At 73.8% G+C, this 20228-nt stretch carries 19 protein-coding genes; 16 read left to right on the top strand and 3 right to left on the bottom strand.

The features are described 5' to 3' along the window. Nucleotides 1–10 precede the first annotated feature (10 nt). On the bottom strand, nucleotides 11–835 hold the full coding sequence (locus LQK89_RS12100) for a tryptophan-rich sensory protein (RefSeq protein ID WP_231049228.1): 825 nt from the start codon (nucleotides 833–835) through the stop codon (nucleotides 11–13). Nucleotides 836–970: 135 nt separating this feature from the next. Between LQK89_RS12100 and LQK89_RS12095 the strand changes: the two genes are divergently transcribed. From LQK89_RS12095 to LQK89_RS12025, 15 genes are all read left to right on the top strand, one after another. After that, complete coding sequence (locus LQK89_RS12095) at nucleotides 971–1954, top strand: magnesium and cobalt transport protein CorA (protein WP_058742680.1); 984 nt, start codon at nucleotides 971–973, stop codon at nucleotides 1952–1954. Nucleotides 1955–2033: 79 nt separating this feature from the next. Continuing rightward, on the top strand, nucleotides 2034–4322 hold the full coding sequence (locus LQK89_RS12090) for an alpha-galactosidase (protein ID WP_231049227.1): 2289 nt from the start codon (nucleotides 2034–2036) through the stop codon (nucleotides 4320–4322). A gap of 109 nt (nucleotides 4323–4431) precedes the next feature. Next, the gene (locus LQK89_RS12085) at nucleotides 4432–5742 is read left to right on the top strand and encodes a chloride channel protein (protein WP_174777857.1); all 1311 of its coding nucleotides are present in this window, start codon (nucleotides 4432–4434) and stop codon (nucleotides 5740–5742) included. A gap of 125 nt (nucleotides 5743–5867) precedes the next feature. Further along, nucleotides 5868–6080: an antitoxin gene (locus LQK89_RS12080; RefSeq protein ID WP_058742677.1), complete on the top strand. Its 213-nt coding sequence runs from the start codon at nucleotides 5868–5870 to the stop codon at nucleotides 6078–6080. Nucleotides 6081–6140: 60 nt separating this feature from the next. Further along, nucleotides 6141–7442 (top strand): aminotransferase class V-fold PLP-dependent enzyme, encoded by a 1302-nt coding sequence (locus tag LQK89_RS12075; protein ID WP_231049226.1) that lies wholly within the window; start codon nucleotides 6141–6143, stop codon nucleotides 7440–7442. Beyond that, on the top strand, nucleotides 7439–7885 hold the full coding sequence (gene sufU, locus LQK89_RS12070; RefSeq protein ID WP_231049225.1) for a Fe-S cluster assembly sulfur transfer protein SufU: 447 nt from the start codon (nucleotides 7439–7441) through the stop codon (nucleotides 7883–7885). Before LQK89_RS12075 ends, sufU begins: the two co-directional genes overlap by 4 nt. Before the next feature lie 82 nt (nucleotides 7886–7967). Beyond that, a complete protein-coding gene (locus LQK89_RS12065) occupies nucleotides 7968–9389 on the top strand; it encodes an LLM class flavin-dependent oxidoreductase (RefSeq protein WP_058742675.1) in 1422 nt (473 codons plus the stop codon). Between the two features lie 33 nt (nucleotides 9390–9422). Continuing rightward, nucleotides 9423–9923 (top strand): GNAT family N-acetyltransferase, encoded by a 501-nt coding sequence (locus LQK89_RS12060; RefSeq protein ID WP_231049224.1) that lies wholly within the window; start codon nucleotides 9423–9425, stop codon nucleotides 9921–9923. An 82-nt stretch (nucleotides 9924–10005) separates the two neighbouring features. Next, nucleotides 10006–10728: a VIT1/CCC1 transporter family protein gene (locus LQK89_RS12055; protein ID WP_058742685.1), complete on the top strand. Its 723-nt coding sequence runs from the start codon at nucleotides 10006–10008 to the stop codon at nucleotides 10726–10728. Nucleotides 10729–10877: 149 nt separating this feature from the next. Beyond that, a complete protein-coding gene (locus tag LQK89_RS12050) occupies nucleotides 10878–12440 on the top strand; it encodes an NCS1 family nucleobase:cation symporter-1 (RefSeq protein WP_231049223.1) in 1563 nt (520 codons plus the stop codon). Nucleotides 12441–12525: 85 nt separating this feature from the next. Continuing rightward, a complete protein-coding gene (locus tag LQK89_RS12045; RefSeq protein ID WP_231049222.1) occupies nucleotides 12526–13290 on the top strand; it encodes an aspartate/glutamate racemase family protein in 765 nt (254 codons plus the stop codon). Next, nucleotides 13287–14711: an allantoinase AllB gene (gene allB, locus LQK89_RS12040; protein WP_231049221.1), complete on the top strand. Its 1425-nt coding sequence runs from the start codon at nucleotides 13287–13289 to the stop codon at nucleotides 14709–14711. The genes LQK89_RS12045 and allB overlap by 4 nt, the downstream gene beginning before the upstream one ends. Next, nucleotides 14708–15967 (top strand): pyridoxal-phosphate-dependent aminotransferase family protein, encoded by a 1260-nt coding sequence (locus tag LQK89_RS12035; protein WP_231049220.1) that lies wholly within the window; start codon nucleotides 14708–14710, stop codon nucleotides 15965–15967. Before allB ends, LQK89_RS12035 begins: the two co-directional genes overlap by 4 nt. Next, a complete protein-coding gene (locus LQK89_RS12030) occupies nucleotides 15964–17244 on the top strand; it encodes an allantoate amidohydrolase (RefSeq protein WP_231049219.1) in 1281 nt (426 codons plus the stop codon). The genes LQK89_RS12035 and LQK89_RS12030 overlap by 4 nt, the downstream gene beginning before the upstream one ends. Next, the gene (locus tag LQK89_RS12025) at nucleotides 17241–18074 is read left to right on the top strand and encodes a MurR/RpiR family transcriptional regulator (protein WP_231049218.1); all 834 of its coding nucleotides are present in this window, start codon (nucleotides 17241–17243) and stop codon (nucleotides 18072–18074) included. Before LQK89_RS12030 ends, LQK89_RS12025 begins: the two co-directional genes overlap by 4 nt. Here the strand turns inward: LQK89_RS12025 and LQK89_RS12020 are convergent. Both LQK89_RS12020 and LQK89_RS12015 read right to left on the bottom strand, forming a co-directional pair. Continuing rightward, the gene (locus LQK89_RS12020) at nucleotides 18041–18529 is read right to left on the bottom strand and encodes an SRPBCC family protein (protein WP_058742682.1); all 489 of its coding nucleotides are present in this window, start codon (nucleotides 18527–18529) and stop codon (nucleotides 18041–18043) included. The two genes, LQK89_RS12025 and LQK89_RS12020, sit on opposite strands and share 34 nt — an antisense overlap. Beyond that, nucleotides 18526–19101, bottom strand: coding sequence for a GNAT family N-acetyltransferase (locus LQK89_RS12015; protein WP_058742670.1), 576 nt, complete (start codon nucleotides 19099–19101; stop codon nucleotides 18526–18528). Before LQK89_RS12015 ends, LQK89_RS12020 begins: the two co-directional genes overlap by 4 nt. 37 nt (nucleotides 19102–19138) lie before the next feature. Here LQK89_RS12015 and LQK89_RS12010 point away from each other — a divergent pair, with 37 nt between their 5' ends. Beyond that, nucleotides 19139–20173, top strand: coding sequence for a dipeptidase (locus LQK89_RS12010; protein ID WP_174777865.1), 1035 nt, complete (start codon nucleotides 19139–19141; stop codon nucleotides 20171–20173). Nucleotides 20174–20228: the final 55 nt, after the last annotated feature.

Genomic DNA, 20228 nt, shown 5'->3' with positions numbered 1-20228 from the left:
CCGCCCCCGCCTACGCCACCCGCGCGGCGCCCGCGCCGCGGCGCGCCCCGACCCACCCGACGCGGGTGCGCACCACGAGTGTGACGAGCACGACCGCCGCGATCGACACCACCGCCGCCACGGCCGTCGGCACGGACACGAGCGGCCCGTCGAGCCGCCCGACCGCGACCCACGACAGGCCCCACGCGAGCGACACCGTCGGGGCCAGTCGTCCGCCGCCCCACACCGCCAGGAGCACCCCGACGAGCCCGGCGACGAGCGCCACGACCACGCCCCAGACGTCTTGGCCGAGACCGAAGCCCTCGAACCCGGCCGCCGCGAGCACCGCCGCGGTGTTGGCCGCCGTCGCGACGCAGACCCACCCGAGGTACAGCCCGAACGTCCCGTCGGTCAGCACCTGCTCGACGACGCCCGACGCCGTGGTCCGCCGGAGCACCGCGAACGTCCACACGAGCACGACGAGCAGCGCGACGATGACCGGCTCGCTCAGCCACAGCGCCCCGAACTGCACGGACAGGATCCACGCCGCGTTGAGCAGCAGGGACAGCGTCGCCGGCAGCGCGAGCCGTGCGTGCCGCGCGTCGTCGGCGGTCCGGAAGCACTGCCGCACCGCGTACGCGAGCAGCCCGACGTAGATGACGCTCCAGATCGAGAACGCCGGACCGTCCGGCGCGATGGCGGTCGAGGACGCCGACAGCGCCCCGCCGGCCGCGTCCTGGATCGGGGTGCCCACCACCGCTCCGGACCCGACGAACGCGCCGATCACCGCGACGACCGCGCTCACCGCGACCACGATCCTCCAGGCCTTGCCCATGACCACTCCCTTCGTCAGCATGCTGATGACCTGCACGGTAGGCGCGTGGTCACCCCGCGCGCGCAGCGCGCGTCCAGCGGGCGGGGGACGGGCCACGGCCTGGAGGCACGCCCCGCGTCCGGTACGTCGGCCGTGCGTGGTGCGTACGGTTGCCTCGTGACCGTCGAGCTCAACACCGTCTACGTGGACCGGATCGCCCCGATCGTGTGCCCCTCGCTCGAGACGACCTTCCGGATGATCGGCGACCAGGGTGCGAGCGCGTGCATCGTGCTGCACCGCCCGGACGCCGAGGAGCTCGGGGACGTCGCGGTGGCACTGGGGCTGCACGAGCTCGCGGTGGAGGACGCCGCCGAGGGGCACCAACGCCCGAAGCTCGAGCGGTACGGGTCGACGCTCTTCGCCGTGCTGAAGCCCGCCGTCTACCACGACGGCCGAGAGGAAGTGGAGTTCGGCGAGGTGCACGCCTTCGTGGGGGAGTCGTTCTTCCTCGCGGTCGTGCCGGCCGACCCCCGCGGTCCCCAGGCCGTCCCGCGCGCGCTGCAGCGGATGAGCGGCAAGCCCGGTCTGGTCACGGTGGGGCCGCAGGCGCAGCTCTGGGCGCTGATGGACTCGATCGTGGACGGGTACGCGCCCGTGATCGACGGCCTCGAGGAGGACATCAACCAGATCGAGGACCAGCTGTTCTCCGGCGTCCCCGGGGTCTCGAAGCGCATCTACGAGCTGTTCGGCGAGGTCGTCGACTTCCAGCGGGCCGCCCGTCCGCTCATCGGCATGATCGAGAACCTGCACCGCGGCGCCGACAAGTACCACCTGCCGGTCGAGATGCAGCGGCGCTTCCGGGACGTGCTCGACCACGCGATCCGGACCGTCGAGCGCCTGGACACCTTCCGCTCCCTGCTGCAGAACGCCCTGACGGTCGACTCGACCCTGGCGGCGCAGAAGCAGAACGACGACACGAAGCGCATCTCCGGCTGGGCGGCGATCCTGTTCGCCCCGACGCTCATCGCCGCGATCTACGGCATGAACTTCACGCACATGCCCGAGCTGTCGTGGACGTGGGGCTACCCGCTGTCGATCGTCGCGATGGTGCTGTTCGCCGCCGTCCTGTACGTCGTGTTCAAGGTGAAGCGCTGGTTCTGACCCGAGCGCGCGCGTCGAGTTGCGGGAGCGCTCCCAGGCGGGAAGGCTCGTCCTGCCGACGACGCCGACCGGAGCAACGATGCCGACCCAGACCGCAGCGACCACGACCACCAGCTCCCCGACGCCGGGGATCGTCCACCTGACCGCAGGAGGCGTGTCCCTCGTGCTCGACTGCCGCGACGCCGCACTGCCGGCGATCGTGCACTGGGGGGCCGCGCTCGGCGCCCTCGACGAGGACTCCCTCGTCGCCCTGGCCGCCGCCTCGGTGCCGCCGGTGGCGCAGAACGAACCCGACGTGCCGGTCCGGCTCGCGGTCCTGCCCGAACCGCACCGCGGGTGGAGCGGGCGCCCCGGACTCGCCGGACACCGTGACGGCCGGGACTGGTCGCCCGCGTTCACCGTGACGGCCCTGGACGTGCGGCTGCACGGGGACGACGGAAGCGACGGTACAGGCACAGGCACAGGCACAGGCACAGGCACAGGCACAGGCACGGGCACGAGCACGGACACGCGCACGGGCACGAGCGCTGGCACGGACGCGGGCACGGACGCGGGCACGGGCGGCACCGTCACGGCCGACGCCGAGGATCGCACCGCCGGACTCGCCGTCCGCGTCACCGTCGAGATGCTCGCGTCCGGACTCGTCCGCGCCCGGGCCGCCGTCACGAACACCGCAGCGGGGACCTACATCGTCGACGACCTGACCGTCGCCTTCCCCGTCCCGTCCCGCGCCCGCGAGGTCCTCGACCTCGCCGGCCGCTGGGGCAAGGAGCGCACCCCGCAGCGCCGGGAGCTCGTCGTCGGCACGCACGAGCGCGACAGCCGCAAGGGGCGCACCGGTCCGGACGCCGCGACCGTGCTGAGCGTCGGCGTCCCCGGGTTCGGGTTCGCGTCGGGCGAGGTCTGGGGCGTGCACACGGCCTGGAGCGGCAACCACCGGCACTACGCCGAGCGCCTGTCGACCGGTCGCCAGGTGGCCGGCGGCTCGGAGCTCCTGCTGCCGGGCGAGGTCCGCCTCGGCACCGGGGAGACGTACGAGGGACCGTGGGTCTACGCCGCGTACGGCGACGGCCTCGACGACCAGGCGCGCCGCTTCCACCGCTGGCTCCGCAGCCGGCCGCAGCACCCGACGTCGCCGCGCCCGGTCACCATCAACGTGTGGGAGGCGGTCTACTTCGACCACGACCTCGCCAAGCTGACCGAGCTCGCCGAGCGGGCCGCGCGCCTCGGCGTCGAACGGTACGTGCTCGACGACGGCTGGTTCCGCCACCGCCGCGACGACCACGCCGGACTCGGCGATTGGTACGTCGACGAGGGCGTCTGGCCGGACGGCCTCGGCCCGATCGTCGACCGCGTCCGTGCCCTCGGCATGCAGTTCGGCCTGTGGTTCGAGCCCGAGATGGTGAACGAGGACAGCGACCTCGCCCGCGCGCACCCGGAGTGGATCATGCAGGCCGACGGGCGGCTGCCGGTGCGCTCCCGCGACCAGCAGGTCCTCAACCTCGCGATCCCCGAGGCCTTCGCACACGTCCTCGAACGGATGACCGCGATCATCGGCGAGTACGGCATCGACTACGTCAAGTGGGACCACAACCGCGACCTGGTCGAGGCCGGGCACCGCGGGGGCGGGGCCGCCGTGCACGAGCAGACCCTGGCTGCCTACCGGCTCATGGCGACGCTCAAGGAGCGCTTCCCCGCGCTCGAGATCGAGGCCTGCGCCTCCGGTGGGGCACGCGTCGACCTCGGCGTCCTCGAGCACACCGACCGCGTCTGGGTGTCCGACGACATCGACCCGCTCGAGCGGCAGCAGATGCACCGGTGGACGCAGCAGCTGCTGCCGCCGGAGCTCCTCGGCGCGCACGTCGCGAGCGGCACGAGCCACAGCACCGGACGCCGCCACGACGTGTCGTTCCGCGCGGGCACGGCGATGATCGGGCACTTCGGGATCGAGTGGGACCTCACCCAGGCCACCCCGGAGGAGGAGACCACGCTCGCCGAGTGGATCGCGCTCCACCAGGAGTGGCGCGGCCTGCTGCACGGCGGGGACCTCGTCCGGAACGACGAGGTCGACCCCACGCGCCTCGTGTACGGGGTCGTCGCGCCGGACCGTCGGGACGCACTGTTCTTCCTCGTCAGCACGGGCCGCTCCGAGGTGTCGGGCACCGGACCGATGCGCTTCCGCGACCTCGACCCCGGCGTCACCTACCGCGTCGACCCGGTGTTCCGCGGCCCGGACCACCTGCTGAACCCGCCGTCGTGGTGGTCGGGGGAGCGCCGGTTCCCCGGCCGCGTCCTCGGCACCGTCGGCCTCGAGGTCCCGCTGCTCCCCGCGGACTGCGTGGTCCCGTTCCGCGTGACGGCCGTCTGACCCGGGACGCACCGGCCCGACACGGGACGGCCTGGAGGATCGTGGCGGGCCCCGCCACGCGCCTCCAGGCCGGCAGTGGACCGCTCCGGCGGCCGCTAGGCTTCCGGACATGCCGCAGACCGGGAACGCGACACGAACGTCCACGCCGGTCGCCGGGAGTGCACGCTGGGCCGTCAAGCTCGCGGTGATCACCGCGCTCGTCGGCGTCGCCGGCGGCGTCGCGGGCATCAGCGTGTGGCTCGCGCTCCAGCTCATCCAGTTCGTCGCCTTCGGGTACCCCTTCGGCGGGCACCTCGAGGCGGCCGACGCGCCCTCCGGCTGGAACCGGTTCGCCGCGCTCGCCGCGGCCGGTGTGCTGACCGGCGTCGCGTGGTGGGCGCTCCGACGGTGGGCGAAGCCCGTCGTGTCGGTGCCGGCGGCCGTCGGCGGCAAGCGGATGCCCGCCCTGTCGACCGTCGCGAACGCGGGCGTGCAGATCCTCGCGGTCGGGCTCGGCGCCTCCATCGGGAAGGAGGTCGCGCCCCGCGAGATCGGGGCGTGGCTCGCGCAGCTCGTCACCGCGAAGGCCGGCCTGACCGCGCGCGAGACGAAGATCCTCGTCGCCTGCGGCGCGGCCGCCGGTCTCGCCGCGGTCTACGACGTGCCGCTCGGCGGGGCGCTGTTCGCGGTCGAGGTCCTGCTCGGGGAGCTCACGTTCGCGACGGCGCTGCCGGCGTTCGCGACGAGTGCCATCGCCGCGGTCACCGCACGGCTCGTGATCCCGGACGAGGTGCTCTACCACGTGCCGTCGATGCACCTCACGCCGTCGCTCCTGGTGTGGGCGGTCGTGGTGGGTCCGCTCCTCGGGTTCGCCGGCGTCGGGTTCGTGAAGCTGACGAACCGGCTGCAGGCCACCGCGCCGAAGGGCTGGCACCTGCTCGTCGTGCTGCCGGTCGTGTTCGCGATGGTCGGCCTGATCGCGGTGCCGTTCCCCGAGATCCTCGGCAACGGCCGGGCGCTAGGGCTCGTGGCGATGAACGCGACCTCGTCGTCCCCGGACTTCGCGGGACTGTCGCCCATCCTGTTCCTGCTGCTCCTCGGGGTCCTGCGCACCATCACCACCTCGGCGACGATCGGCGCCGGCGCGGTCGGCGGCACCCTGACGCCCTCGATCGCGATCGGCTCGGCGGTGGGCGGCGCGCTCGGCGGGGCGTGGATCCTGCTCTGGCCCGCCGACGGCCCGAGCCTGGCGGCCTTCGCCTTCGTCGGCGCGGCGGCGTTCCTCGCGACGACGATGCGGGCACCGTTCACCGCGCTCGTGCTCGTCGTCGAGTTCACCCAGCAGGGCACGGACATCCTCGTCCCGTCGCTCCTCGCGATCACCGGCTCCGTCGCCGTCGGGTACCTGCTCGCACGCCGTCGCAGCGCCCAGATGGCCTGAACCCGCACGACCCGACCGGGGCTGCGGACGCCTGGTCCGTCGGCCCCGGACACCGACCGCTGGCCCGGATTAGCATCGGCGGCACCGCGGGGCGAGGGGTCCCGCACGACCACGAGGAGACCGCCATGGCCGGGTTCGACGACATCACGAAGAAGGCACAGCAGTTCCTGCAGGACGGCAAGGTGCAGGACGCACTGAAGAGCGAGAAGGCCGAGGACGTCAGCGACAAGATCCTCGACGGCGTCGCGGACGCGGTGAAGAAGGCCACTGGAGGCAAGTACGACGACAAGATCGACGGCGCGCGGGACCAGGCCGACAAGCACATCGGCAACCAGTAGGACCGGCACGTCCGCTCGCAGCGATTGGACGCGGCGGCGGAGACGGACCACGATTGTGGGGTGACCGTCCCCGCCCCGAACCAGCCGCTGACCGACGCCGAGGTTGCCGCGATCAAGCGGGACTTCCCGATCCTCCAGCAACAGGTCAACGGCCACCCGCTCGCCTACCTGGACTCCGGGGCGACGGCCGAGCGACCCGTGCAGGTCCTCGACGCCGAGCGCCGGTTCCTCGAGACCGACAACGCGGCGGTGCACCGCGGCGCGCACACGCTCGCGGCGCTCAGCACCGACGCCTACGAGGACGCCCGGGCCACCGTCGCGCGCTTCGTCGGGGCGGAGTCGCCGTCGGAGGTCGTCTGGACGGCGAACGCCACCGACGCCCTCAACCTCGTGGCGTACGGCATCGCCAACGCGAGCCGCGGTCGAGGGGGAGCCGCCGCGGACCGCTTCCGCATCGGCCCTGGCGACGAGGTCCTCGTGACCGAGGCCGAGCACCACGCGAACCTCGTGCCCTGGCAGGAGCTCGCGGCCCTGACCGGTGCCACGCTCCGCTGGGTGCCGGTCGCCGACGACGGCACCTGGACCGCGGCGGACATGGTCGCGTTGATCGGGCCGCGCACCCGGGTGGTCGCGTTCGCGCACGTCTCGAACGTCACGGGCATGATCGCGCCGGTGGACGAGGTCGTGGCCGCCGCGTACGAGCACGGCGCCCTGGTCGTCCTGGACGCCTGCCAGTCCGCGCCGCACCGGCCCCTCGACCTCGGGGCGCTCGGCGTCGACTTCGCGGCGTTCTCCGGGCACAAGATGCTCGGACCGAACGGCGTCGGCGTGCTCTGGGGCCGCCAGGAGCTCCTCGACGCCCTGCCGCCGTTCCGCACCGGCGGCTCGATGATCACCACCGTCACGATGGAGTCGTCCGACTTCATGCCCGCGCCCGAGCGGTTCGAGGCGGGGACGCAGCCGGTGTCCCAGGCCGTCGCACTCGCCGAGGCCGTCCGGTACCTCGAGCGGATCGGCACGGACCGGGTGCGCGACCACGAGGAGACGCTCGCGCAGCGCATGCTCGAGGGGCTTGCCGCCGTCCCGGGCATCCGCGTCGTCGGACCGCCCGTCGGGGTCCCGCGCTCCGGGCTCGTGGCGTTCGACGTCGACGGGGTGCACGCCCACGACGTCTCCCAGTTCCTCGACGCGCAGGGGATCGCGGTCCGCTCCGGGCACCACTGCGCCCAGCCGCTGCACCGCCGGCTCGGCCTGACCGCCACGAGCCGCGCCAGCACGTACGTGTACACGACCGACGAGGACGTCGACCGGTTCCTCGCGGCCGTCGCCGAGGTCCGCGACTACTTCGGAGCATCCTCGTGAGCGGCCTCGACTCGCTCTACCAGCAGGTCATCCTCGACCACGCCAAGGCCCGGCACGGCGACCTCGTGCTCGACGACGCCGATGCGTCGCACTTCGAGCGGAACCCGACCTGCGGCGACGAGATCACCGTCAGCGTCCGCCTCGAGCCCGGCACGGATCGCATCGCGGCGATCGGGTGGCAGGGGGACGGGTGCTCGATCTCGATGGCGTCCGCCTCCGTCCTCGCCGACATGGCTCCCGGGCGGACCGTCCCCGAGCTGCTCGAGCTCACCGAGGCGTTCCGGGCGATGATGCGCTCGCGCGGGGCGGGGGAGCCCGACGAGGACGTGCTCGAGGACCTCGTGGCGTTCCACGGCGTCTCGAAGTTCGTGATGCGCGTGAAGTGCGGGATGCTCGCGTGGGTCGCCGCCGAGGCCGCCGTGCGCGAGGCGACCGCCGCCTGATCGTCGGGACCGGCAGCCGCCGGCAGCGTCACGCAACGTCACCGTCCGTGACGGACGGCGCTGCGCGACGTAGCTTCTCGACGTGACCTCGACGAACGACACCGAGCCCCGTGAGACCGCGACCCGGCAGATCCGCTTCAACGCGTTCGACATGAACTGCGTCGCGCACCAGTCCTCCGGACTGTGGCGGCACCCGCGCGACCGCTCGCGGCACTACAACGACCTGTCGTACTGGACCGAGCTCGCGAAGACGCTCGAGCGCGGGACGTTCGACGGCATCTTCATCGCGGACGTGCTCGGCACCTACGACGTGTACGGCGACTCGAACGAGGCCGCGCTCCGCACCGGGTCGCAGGTCCCGGTCAACGACCCGATCCTGCTCGTGTCCGCGATGGCCGCCGTCACCGAGCACCTCGGCTTCGGCATCACCGCCGGTACCGCGTACGAGCACCCGTACCCGTTCGCCCGCCGCATCTCGACGCTCGACCACCTGACGAAGGGCCGCATCGGCTGGAACGTCGTGACGGGCTACCTGCCGAGCGCCGCGCGGAACATGGGCCAGACGGACCAGCTGTCGCACGACGACCGCTACGACGTCGCCGACGAGTACCTCGAAGTCCTCTACAAGCTCTGGGAGGGCTCGTGGGAGGACGACGCCGTCGTCGAGGACCGCACGTCCGGGGTGTTCACCGACCCGGCGAAGGTCCACCCCATCGAGCACCACGGGCAGCACTTCGACGTCCCGGGCATCCACCTCTCCGAGCCCTCGGTGCAGCGGAGCCCCGTCGTGTACCAGGCCGGGGCGTCCCCGCGGGGCGTGCGCTTCGCGGCGGAGAACGCCGAGGCCGTGTTCGTCGGCGCGCCCACGCTCCCGCAGCTCGCCGCCACCGTCCGGAAGATCCGCGACGCGCTCGAGGCCGCCGGGCGGGACCGGTACGCCGCGAAGATCTACACGCTGCTGACGGTCATCACCGACGCGACCGACGAGGCCGCGCAGGCGAAGCACCGCGACTACCTGTCCTACGCGTCCGAGGAGGGCGCGCTCGTGCTCAACTCCGGGTGGATGGGCGTCGACCTGTCGCAGTACGACCTCGACGAGCCGCTCGGGAACATCGAGTCGAACGCGATCCAGTCGGCGGCCGCGAACCTGTCCGCCGCGACGGGCGAGGACGGCGCGAACTGGACCGTCCGGGACATCGCCCGCCAGACCGCGATCGGCGGACTCGGCCCGGTCGAGGTCGGCAGCGGAGCGACCATCGCGGACCGGCTCGTCGAGATCCAGCGGGAGACCGACGTCGACGGGTTCAACCTGGCGTACGCCGTGACCCCGGGGACCTGGGAGGACGTCATCGAGTTCGTCATCCCCGAGCTCCGCGCCCGCGGTGCCTACCCCGAGGCCTACGTCGAGGGGTCGCTGCGCCACAAGCTGCACGGCCGCGGCGACCGGCTGCCCGAGGAACACCGGGGCGCGCAGTACCGCGTCGGCGCACGGGCGACCGTCTGACCGACCCCGGCGGGTGCGACGTAGGGTGGTCCGGTGATCGGGTCGTCCTTCGTCGTGCGCACCGCGGAGGACGAGTCGACCGCGGCGGCCTGCGTCGCGCTCTGGGTCGCCGCCGTGGCGGATCGTGACGGCGTGCCGGCATCGGACGCCGTCCGTGCACGTGCGCGCGAGAAGTTCGCCGCGGAACGGGTCGCCCTGGTGGTGGCCGACGACGGCGGGACCCCCGTCGGCTTCGCCCTGGTCACCGCTCCCGGTAGCGGCGGCACCCCGAGCGACGCCGCGTACCTCAGCCTGCTCGCCGTGAACCCCGCGGCGCAGGGGCACGGGCTCGGCCGACGCCTGCTCGCGGCCGCCGTGTCCGCGGCCGCCCACGCCGGGCACCACCGCACGGAGCTGCACGCCCTCGACGACAACACCGCGGCCCTCGCGCTGTACCGGAGTGCCGGGTTCGCGCCGCTCGGGGAGGCCTTCCCGCACGCCCTCAGCGGCCGTCCGACCCGGGTCTGGAGCGCGGTCTCCGCCCAGGTCAGGTGAGGCTCACCTCACCAGGAAAGCCCCGGTCAGGGCAGCCTTCCCTTGCTGGCGGACCGGCCGAGACCGTGGTTCGATGGCCGACATGTCGACCGCATCGGACCTCGCCCTGCCCGTCTCCGAGCACGACGACGCCACCAGCGCCGCCCGGCTCAACTGGCTCCGAGCGGGCCTGCTCGGCGCGAACGACGGCATCGTGTCCGTCGCCGCCGTGCTCGTCGGCGTCGCGGGTGCGGGAGCCGGCACCGGTCCCGTCGTCGCCGCGGGCACCGCAGCCCTGGTCGGCGGGGCGATCTCGATGGCCCTCGGCGAGTACATCTCGGTGAGCGGTGCCCGCGACGCGCAGCGCACCGGGCAGGCGGCGCAGCAGGCCCAGCTCGAGGCCGACGCCGAGGACGCGCCGACCCTCGCTGCGCACTACCGCTCGCTCGGCGTGGACGACGACGTCGCCGAGGCCGTCGCCCGGCAGCTCGTCCGCCCCGAGGTCCGTCGTCGTCGGGCCGCGGCCGCGCTCCGGGACGCCGAGGACGAGGTCGTCAGCCCCTGGCGCGCGGCGTGGGTCTCCGCGGCGACCTTCACGACGGGTGCGCTGCTGCCGTTCCTCGCGATGCTGCTGGCGCCGGAGTCCTCCCGCATCGTCGTCACCGTCGTCGCGGTGCTCGTGGCCCTCGCGGCGACCGGCACGACCGGTGCGGTCCTGGGCGGTGCCCGCCGCGGGCGTGCGACGGTCCGGGTCGTGGTCGGCGGCGCGCTCGCCCTCGCCGCGACCTACGCGGCCGGTGCGCTGCTCGGCACGCACGCGTTCTGACCGCCGGGAAGGCCCACTCGGAACAGGCGTTCCAGGACGGTCGTCGCGTCACACGACCGTTACACGAGGGAAACGGGCGGCGCGAAGAGGCTCCCTAGCGTCGGGGAACACGGGGACCCACCCCCGTTCCCACTCCCACGGAGGACGCCTTGGTCACAGAGATCGCGACCCCGGTCGCCGCGCCCCACGCCCCCACCCCGCCGTCGACCGCCCGCGCGGGCGCCGGTGTCGTCAAGCCCGGGTACGACCCGGCGCTCACCAACGAGGACCTCGCCCCGCTCCGCGAGCAGCGCTGGACGAGCTACAACATCTTCGCGTTCTGGATGTCCGACGTGCACTCGGTCGGCGGCTACGTCACCGCCGGGTCGCTCTTCGCCCTGGGCATCGCGAGCTGGCAGGTCCTCGTCGCCCTGGTCGTCGGCATCCTGATCGTGCAGGTGTTCGCGAACCTCGTCGCGAAGCCGTCGCAGCGGACCGGGGTCCCGTACCCGGTGATCAACCGCGCGGTGTTCGGCGTCGTCGGCGCGAACGTCCCGGCGATCATCCGCGGGCTCATCGCGATGGCCTGGTACGGCGTGCAGACGTTCCTCGCCGCGCAGTCCCTCAACATCGTGTTCCTGAAGTTCGTGCCCGGATCGGCTGCGCTCCTGGACCACTCGTTCCTCGGCCTGTCCGCGCTCGGCTGGACCTCGTACGCGATCCTCTGGGTCGCCCAGGCGGCGCTGTTCTCGATGGGCATGGAGGCGATCCGGCGCTTCATCGACTGGGCCGGCCCCGCGGTGTACGTCGTGATGATCGCCCTCGCCGTGTACCTCGTCGCGAAGGCCGGCATCGGCAACATCTCGCTGACGCTGCACACCGGCGCACCGATGTCCTTCGGCGCGTCGATCCCGGTGATGCTCTCGGCGATCGCGATCGTCGTCAGCTACTTCTCGGGCCCGATGCTCAACTTCGGTGACTTCTCGCGCTACGGCCGCAGCTTCCGAGCCGTCAAGCGCGGGAATCTCTGGGGCCTGCCGGTCAACTTCCTGTTCTTCTCGATCCTCACCGTGCTGTGCGCGAGCGCCACGGTCCCGGTGTTCGGCAAGCTCATCACCGACCCGATCGAGACCGTGCAGGCGATCGACGCGCCGTTCGCGGTGCTGCTCGGCGGACTGACCTTCGTCACCGCGACGGTCGGCATCAACATCGTCGCGAACTTCATCAGCCCCGCGTTCGACTTCTCGAACGTCGCCCCGCGGAAGATCAGCTGGCGCGCAGGCGGCATGATCGCCGCCGTCGGCTCGGTCCTGCTGACCCCGTGGAACTGGTACGGCAACGACCAGGCGATCCTGTACACGCTCGGCATCCTCGGTGCGCTCATCGGCCCGCTGTTCGGCATCCTCATCGCCGGGTACTACCTCGTCGCGAAGCAGCGCGTCGCGGTCGACGACATGTACTCGAAGGAGCCGACCGCGCGCTACTGGTACCGCAACGGCTGGAACCCGAACGCGATCTGGACCCTCGTCGTCGCCGGTGCCGTGTCGGTCGCCAGCGCGGTGCTGCCGCCCGCCACCGGCGTCCTGCCGTGGCTGTCGAACTACAGCTGGTTCATCGGCTGCGGCCTCGGGCTCGTGCTCTTCCGCGCCCTCGAGCACCGGTCGCCTCGGATGCCCGCGCTGTCCGCCGACGACCCCACGGTCGACCACGGCGCCGCTCCCGGCCGCGACTGACCGCACCGGCCCGAGCCCGACGAGCACAGCCAGCACGACGAGCACGACGAGCACGACCCGCCCCAGCACCACCGGAAGGACCCCGATGCGCATCCGCGTCGTCAACCCGAACACCACCGTCGCCATGACCGAGACGATCGGCCGCGCAGCCGCCGCGGTCGCCGACCCCGGGACCCTCGTCGAGGCCGTCACGCCCACCATGGGCCCGGCGTCGATCGAGAGCCACTACGAGGAGGCCCTAGCGGTCCCCGGGCTCCTCGAGCAGGTCGCGCTCGGCGAGCAGGAGGGCGTCGACGCGTACGTCGTGGCGTGCTTCGGCGACCCGGGACTCGACGCCGCGCGGGAGATCGCCACGGGTCCGGTGATCGGCATCGCCGAGGCCGGGTTCCACGCCGCGGCGATGCTCGGTCGGCGGTTCGGCGTCGTGACGACCCTGGCGCGGACGACCGGTCGGGCGCACGAGCTCGCCGAGCGGTACGGCTTCGCGTCGCTCGTCACCGAGGTGCGGGCGTGCGAGGTCGCCGTGCTCGCGCTCGACGACCCCGCCTCCGGAGCACGGGAGCTGATCGTCGAGGAGTGCCGGGCGGTCGTCGCGGGCGGCGCGGACGCGGTCGTGCTCGGCTGCGCCGGGATGGCCGGGCTCTGCGCCGAGGTCTCGCGGGCCGTCGGCGTGCCCGTGGTCGACGGGGTCGCCGCGGCCACGGTCCTCGCCGAGTCGCTCGTCCGGCTCGGCCTCCGTACCGGCAAGCGCGGCGAGTACGCGCCGCCGCCGCCCAAGGCGGTGACGGGACTCCTCGCGGGGTTCCGACGTGACCAGCCGGCGGACGCGACGATCGGGGCGGCGGCGTGACGCGCCTCCCGGCCGACCTGGTGCTGCGCGCCCACCGGACGTGGGTCGACGGGGCGTTCCGGCCCGCAGCGGTCGTCGTCCGTGACGGCCTGGTCACCGAGGTGCTGCCGGTCGACGCGGACGTGCCCGCCGCCGCGGACCGGACGGTCCCGGCGGGTCAGGTGCTCCTGCCCGGCCTCGTCGACACGCACGTGCACGTGAACGAGCCCGGCCGGACCGAGTGGGAGGGTTTCGCGTCCGCCACCCGCGCCGCCGCGCTCGGCGGCGTGACGACCATCGTCGACATGCCGCTCAACTCGATCCCCGCGACCGTGGACGCCGAGGCGCTCGCGGTCAAGCGGGCGAGCGCCGACGGCCGCGTCGCGGTCGACGTCGGGTTCTGGGGCGGTGCGGTCCCGGCGAACGCCGGGGCGCTCGCGGACCTGCACGACGCCGGGGTGTTCGGGTTCAAGTGCTTCACGGCGCCGTCGGGCGTCGATGAGTTCCCGCACCTCGACCCCGGGCAGCTGCAGGCCGCGATCGCCGAGGTCGCCGCGATCGACGCGCTCCTGATCGTGCACGCCGAGGACCCCGCGCACCTCGTCGCGCACGACGCGCTCGGCGGTCGGTACGAGGACTTCCTGGCGACCCGACCGCCGGTGGCCGAGCGCTCCGCGATCGGACAGGTCGTCGACGGGGCCCGGGCGACCGGTGCCCGCGTCCACGTGCTGCACCTGTCCGACGCCGGGGCGCTGCCGATGATCCGGGCCGCGAAGGACGACGGCGTGCGGATCACCGTCGAGACGTGCCCGCACTACCTGTCGTTCGAGGCGGGGTCGATCCCGGACGGCGCCACCGAGTACAAGTGCTGCCCGCCGATCCGCGACGACGCGAACCGCGACGCGCTGTGGGCGGGGCTCCTCGACGGCACGATCGACTGCGTCGTTTCGGACCACTCGCCGTCCACCGCGGACCTGAAGACCGACGACTGGGGGCTCGCCTGGGGCGGGATCGCCGGGCTGCAGGTGGGGTTCCGGGCGGTCTGGACCGAGGCGGTCCGGCGGGGCATCGCGCTCGAGACGGTGCTGCCGTGGTTCACGACCGGACCGGCCGACCTGGTCGGACTCGACGACCGCGGGCGGATCGCGCCGGGTGCGGTCGCGCACCTCGCCGTGTTCGACCCGGACGCGCTGTCGGTGGTCGACGTGGCCGGGCTCGCGCACCGCAACCGGGTCTCCGCGTTCGCCGGCCTGGAGGCACGGGGTCGGGTCACCGAGACCTGGTTGCGCGGCGAGCTGGTCGCCACCGCCGACGGCGGGGTGACGGCCCTCCAGGGCCGACTGCTCGACCGACCGGCACGCGTTGCTCCGCAACACGCTCGAAACGAACGTTCCGGTAGCCTGCTCACCGGAACGACCGACGCACGAACGGACCTGTCATGACGCACCCGGTGAACCCGCCCGCCCGACTCCTCATGGGGCCGGGACCCATCGACGCCGACCCCCGGGTGCTCCGCGCGCTGTCGACCCCGCTCGTCGGGCAGTACGACCCGTGGATGACGCGGACGATGTCCGAGACGCAGGAGCTGTACCGGCAGGTGTTCGGCACCGGGAACGACGGGACCGTGCTCGTCGACGGGACCTCGCGCGCCGGCATCGAGGCGGCGCTCGTCTCCCTGCTGGCACCCGGTGACCGCGTGCTCGTGCCGGTGTTCGGCCGCTTCGGGCACCTGCTGGTCGAGATCGCGACCCGCGCCGGCGCCGAGGTGCACACCGTCGAGACCGCGTGGGGCCAGGTGTTCCCGGTCTCGGTCGTCGAGGAGGCCGTGCGGCGTGTGCGGCCGAAGCTCGTCGCCGTCGTGCAGGGCGACACCTCGACCACGATGAACCAGCCGCTCGACGAGCTCGGCGCGGTGTGCGACCGGTACGGGGCGCTGCTCTACACCGACGCGACCGCGACGATCGGCGGCAACCCGCTCGAGGTCGACGCGTGGGGGATCGACGCCGCGACCGCCGGCCTGCAGAAGTGCCTCGGCGGCCCGTCCGGCAGCGCGCCCCTCACGGTCTCGCCGCGCGCGGTCGAGGTGCTCGACGGTCGCCGGAGCGTCGAGGCCGGCATCCGCGAGGCCGACGACGTCGTGGCGGAGCAGCCGATCCGGTCGAACTACCTCGACCTCGCGATGATCCTCGACTACTGGGGTCCCCGCCGGCTGAACCACCACACCGAGGCCGCGTCGATGCTCTACGCGGCACACGAGTGCGCCCGGATCCTGCTCGACGAGGGCCGCGACGCCGTGGTCGCCCGGCACGCCACCGCCGGCCGCGCGATGACCGAGGGCGTGCAGGCACTCGGGCTGCGGGTGTTCGGCGACCTCGCGCACAAGATGCACAACGTCGTCGCCGTGGAGATCCCGGACGACGTCGTCGGGGACGCCGTGCGTGCGGCGATGCTCGAGGACCACGGCATCGAGATCGGGACCTCGTTCGGCCCGCTGCACGGTCGCGTCTGGCGCCTCGGGACGATGGGCTACAACGCCCGCAAGGACGCCGTCGTCACGACGCTCGCCGCGCTCGAGCACGCGCTGCGCCGGGCCGGGCACGCGGTGCCGCAGGGCGGCGGGGTCGACGCGGCGCTCGACGTGTACGCGGGAGCGTCGTCGACCGTCGGGACGCCGTCGCTCGTCGAGGTGTCGGCGTGACCGCGGCGGCCCCGACCGTGCCGGCCGCGAGCGGGCGGGCGCTCGCCGACGCCGCGACCGTCGTGCGCTGGTGCGACGAGCTCGCCGCCGTGTCGCAGGACGACGGTCGGATCACCCGGGTGTACCTGTCGCCGGAGCACGCCCGCGCGAACGCCGTCGTCGACGGGTGGATGCGCGACGCCGGGCTCGAGACGTGGCAGGACGCCGCCGGGAACCTGCACGGGCGGGTCGCCGGTGCCACCCCGGACGCCCCGGTGCTGCTGCTCGGATCGCACCTCGACACCGTGGTGGACGCCGGCCGGTACGACGGGGTCGTCGGGGTGCTCATGGCGATCCGGACCGTGGCGCGCGTGACGGCCGCCGGTCCGCTGCCCGTCGCACTCGAGGTCGTCGCGTTCTCCGACGAGGAGGGCACCCGGTTCGGCAAAGCCCTGCTCGGGTCCTCGGCGGTCGCCGGGGTCTGGGACGAGGGCTGGTGGGACCTCGAGGACGGCGACGGCGTGACGCTCCGCGACGCCTTCACCGCCTTCGGCCTCGACCCCGAGCGGGTCGGCGAGGCCGCCGTGCGCCCCGAGCGGCTCGTCGGGTACCTCGAGGCGCACATCGAGCAGGGGCCGTGGCTCGAACGGGCCGGCCAGGCGCTCGGCGTCGTCACGAGCATCGCCAGCGCCCGGCGGTTCGCCGTCGAGGCCGTGGGCGAGGCCCGGCACGCCGGTGGCACCCCCTACGAGCGGCGGCACGACGCCCTGCTCGCCGCCGCCGAGGCCGCCCTCGCGGTCGAGCGGATCTGCCGGGCCGAGCAGCACGTCGGGACGGTGGGCACCATGACGGTCGAACCCGGGGCCGTCAACGTCGTCCCCGGGCTCGCGCGCTTCAGCGTCGACCTGCGCGGTGAGTTCGACGAGGGCCGGGACCGGGTCTGGGAGACGATCGTCGCGGCCTTCGACGAGATCGCCGCCCGACGCGGGGTCACCGTCACGCCGACCGAGGTGCACCGGGCGCCGGCGGTGTTCTGCGCGCCCCGGCTGACGGCCGCCGTGCGGGCTGGGATCGTCGCCACGGGGGAGACCGACCCCACGGAGCTGTTCTCCCGCGCCGGCCACGACGCGATGTCGCTCGGGCTCGTGACCGACGTCGCGATGCTGTTCCTCCGCAACCCGGACGGCATCAGCCACCACCCGGACGAGTTCGTGTCCGAGGACGACGTCGCCCTCGGACTCGACGCCCTCGCCGTCGCGGTCGAACGCGTCGCCGACGACCTGGCGGCGCGGTCGTGAGCGCCACCGTGACCGACGTCCGCGCCCGGGTCGACGCCGTCTGGGACCGCCTGTCGCCCGCCGAGCGCCGGGTCGCCGCGATGGTCCGGCACGACCCGGAGCTGCTGCTCGTCGGGACCTCGGCCGAGCTCGCCGCCGAGTCCGGCACCTCGAAGGCCACCGTGTCCCGCCTGGTGCGGTCGCTCGGGTTCCAGGACGCGGCCCAGGTGCGGCAGGAGCTCATGTCGGCCCGGGGCAACGGTCTGCCGTGGGCCGCCGAGGACGCGGCGCACGTCGACCAGCGCGCGGTCGAGGCGCGGAACCTCGACGCCGCCTTCGCGTCCCTCGCCCGGGCCGACCGGGTCCGGCTCGCCCGCCGGATCGTCCGCGCGCACCGCGTGCTCGTGTTCGGGGAGCGGGCGGCGCACCCCGTCGCCATGCAGCTCCGGTCGCAGCTCGCGCAGGTCCGGCCGGACGTCCGGCTCGGTCCGGCGCCCGGGCAGCGGCTCGGGGAGGAGGTCGCCGACCTCGACCGCCGCGACCTCGTGGTGCTCATCACGGTCCGCCGGCACGCCGCCGGGGCCGAGGGGCTCGTCCGGCACTGCGTCGCGACCGGGGCGGACGTCGTCGTGCTCGGCGACCCGACCGCGGCCGTGATCGCCGCGCCGGCGTCGACCGCGGTGCTGTGCCCGGTGGACTCCCCGTCGGCGTTCGACTCGATGGCGGCGATGTTCGCGGTCGTCGCGGCGATCGCGAACGACGTGTACGAGGCGGCCGGGCCGGCCGGGCGTGCCCGGGTCGACGCGGTGGCCGCGGCCTACGACACGCTGGGGGAGCTCGCCGGGTCCTGACCGCCGCGCTCGAGCTCGGACCGGAGCGACGCGTTCCGGTCCGCGATCAGCCGGCGCATGTACCGGCCGAGCACGAGCCGTTCCGCCAGCCGCCCGAGCGGCCCGAAGGGCGCCGTCAGGGTGACCTCGTCGACCATCCGCGTGCCGTCGGCCGACGCCGTGAACCGGTGCTCGTGCCGGAAGCGGGCGAACGGCCCACGCACCTGTTCGTCGACGAAGCGACCAGGAGCCTCCAGGGCGGTGATCCGACTCGTCATCCGCCAGACGATCCCGAAGTGCCGTGCCCGCCACGTGACGGTCTCGCCGAGCCCGATCGTGCCGGTCGTCGTGCCCGCGACCGCCCGCTCGCCGGACGCGGCCATGGAGCGCTCGTGCGCACCGACGTCGAGCGACAGCGCGAAGGCGTGCTCGGGCGACGTGGCGAGGTCGGTGACCAGGCGGAACCTGACCGTCACCGGTCCGGCCACCCGGTGGCCGTGGTGCGGTCGTCCCAGCGCAGCACCGCGGCGGTGAGCTCGTCGTGCCGCTGCCCGCGGTGCAGCGAGCCGGACCGGCGGCGGCCCTCGTACGTCAGGCCGAGCCGCTGCGCGACCGCGGCCGAGGCGGCGTTCCCGGCGAGCGCGCGCCACTGCACCCGGACGAGTCCGAGACCCGCCGGCGCATCCGCGAACGCCCAGCGGAGCACGCGGTCGGCGGCCTCGGTGACGAAGCCGTGGCCGCGACCGTCGGGGTGCACCGCGTAGCCGATCTCGGCCGCACCGTCGGCGAGGCCGAACAGCCCGACCGTGCCGAGCAGGCGGAGGTCCTCGGCGCGACGGATGCCGAACTCGTACCGGACGTCGTCCCGCCACCCGGCGGCGACGACCTCGTCGAGGAAGTGCCGGGCCTCGGCGTGGCCGTACGGCACGGGCACCGGGGTGGAGGCGATGACGTCCGGGTCGTTCGCGTACGCGACCACGTCCTCGGCGTCCGCGGTCGTCGGCACGGAGAGCACCAGGCGGTCGGTGCGGAGCGTCACGGGCTGCACACCGCGAGCCTACTGACCGGGCGGTAGCGTCGACGGCATGACCCTCGACGCCCTCGCCTTCCCCGTCATCGACGGCCACAACGACCTGCCGTGGGAGCGCCGCGAGTCGCACGGCTCCGGCGTCGAGGGCATCGACACCGAGCAGGGGACGCTGCACACCGACCTGCCGAAGCTCCGCGCCGGCGGCGTCGTCGGGCAGTTCTGGTCGGTGTTCGTGCCGTCCGACGACCCGGACCCCGTCCGGACCACGCTCCAGCAGATCGACACCGCACACCGGATCATCGCCGCGTACCCGCAGGACCTGACCTTCGTGCGCACCGCGGCCGAGCTCCGTGGGGCGGTGGACGCCGGGCGTATCGGGTCGTTCCTCGGGGCCGAGGGCGGCCACTCGATCGGCGACGACCTGGCCGTGCTCCGGACCTTCGCGCGGCTCGGCGTGCGGTACATGACGCTGACGCACAACGACGACACCACGTGGGCCGACTCCGCCACCGGGGCCAGGGCGCACGGCGGCCTGACCGACCGCGGCCGCGAGGTCGTCGCCGAGATGGAGCGCACCGGCATGCTCGTCGACCTGTCGCACGTCGCGCCCTCGACCATGCGGGACACCCTCGACGTCGCGACACAGCCGGTGGTGTTCAGCCACTCGTCGACCGTCGCGGTCGACGACCACCCGCGGAACGTCCCCGACGACGTGCTCGGCCGGCTCGCGGACAACGGCGGCGTGGTCATGATCACGTTCGTGCCGAAGTTCGTCTCGCGTGCGTGGGCGGACTGGGAGGAGGCGGGCTCCGAGGGCGAGCCGCCCCTGGTCACCGTCGCGGACGTCGCGGACCACGTCGACCACGCCCGCCAGGTCGCCGGGGTCCGGCACCTCGGGCTCGGCGGCGACTACGACGGCACCCCGGTGCTGCCGCCGGACCTGCGGGACGTGTCGCGCTACCCCGTGCTCGCCGAGGAGCTGCGGCGCCGGGGCTGGGGCGACGAGGACCTGCGCGCGCTGGCCGGCGGCAACGTGCTGCGGGTGCTCGAGGCGACGGACGAGCGGTTCGCGCAGAGCGCGTTGCGCTGACGGGGCGGGGCTGGCGTCGGACCGTCGTGTGGCCGGGTCCGACACCCGGCCCGGA

This window comes from Curtobacterium sp. C1 (assembly GCF_021049325.1).
GTDB lineage: Bacteria > Actinomycetota > Actinomycetes > Actinomycetales > Microbacteriaceae > Curtobacterium > Curtobacterium citreum.
Note: the sequence above shows the minus strand (reverse complement) of the source record. Positions and strands in the feature narration are given on the sequence as shown.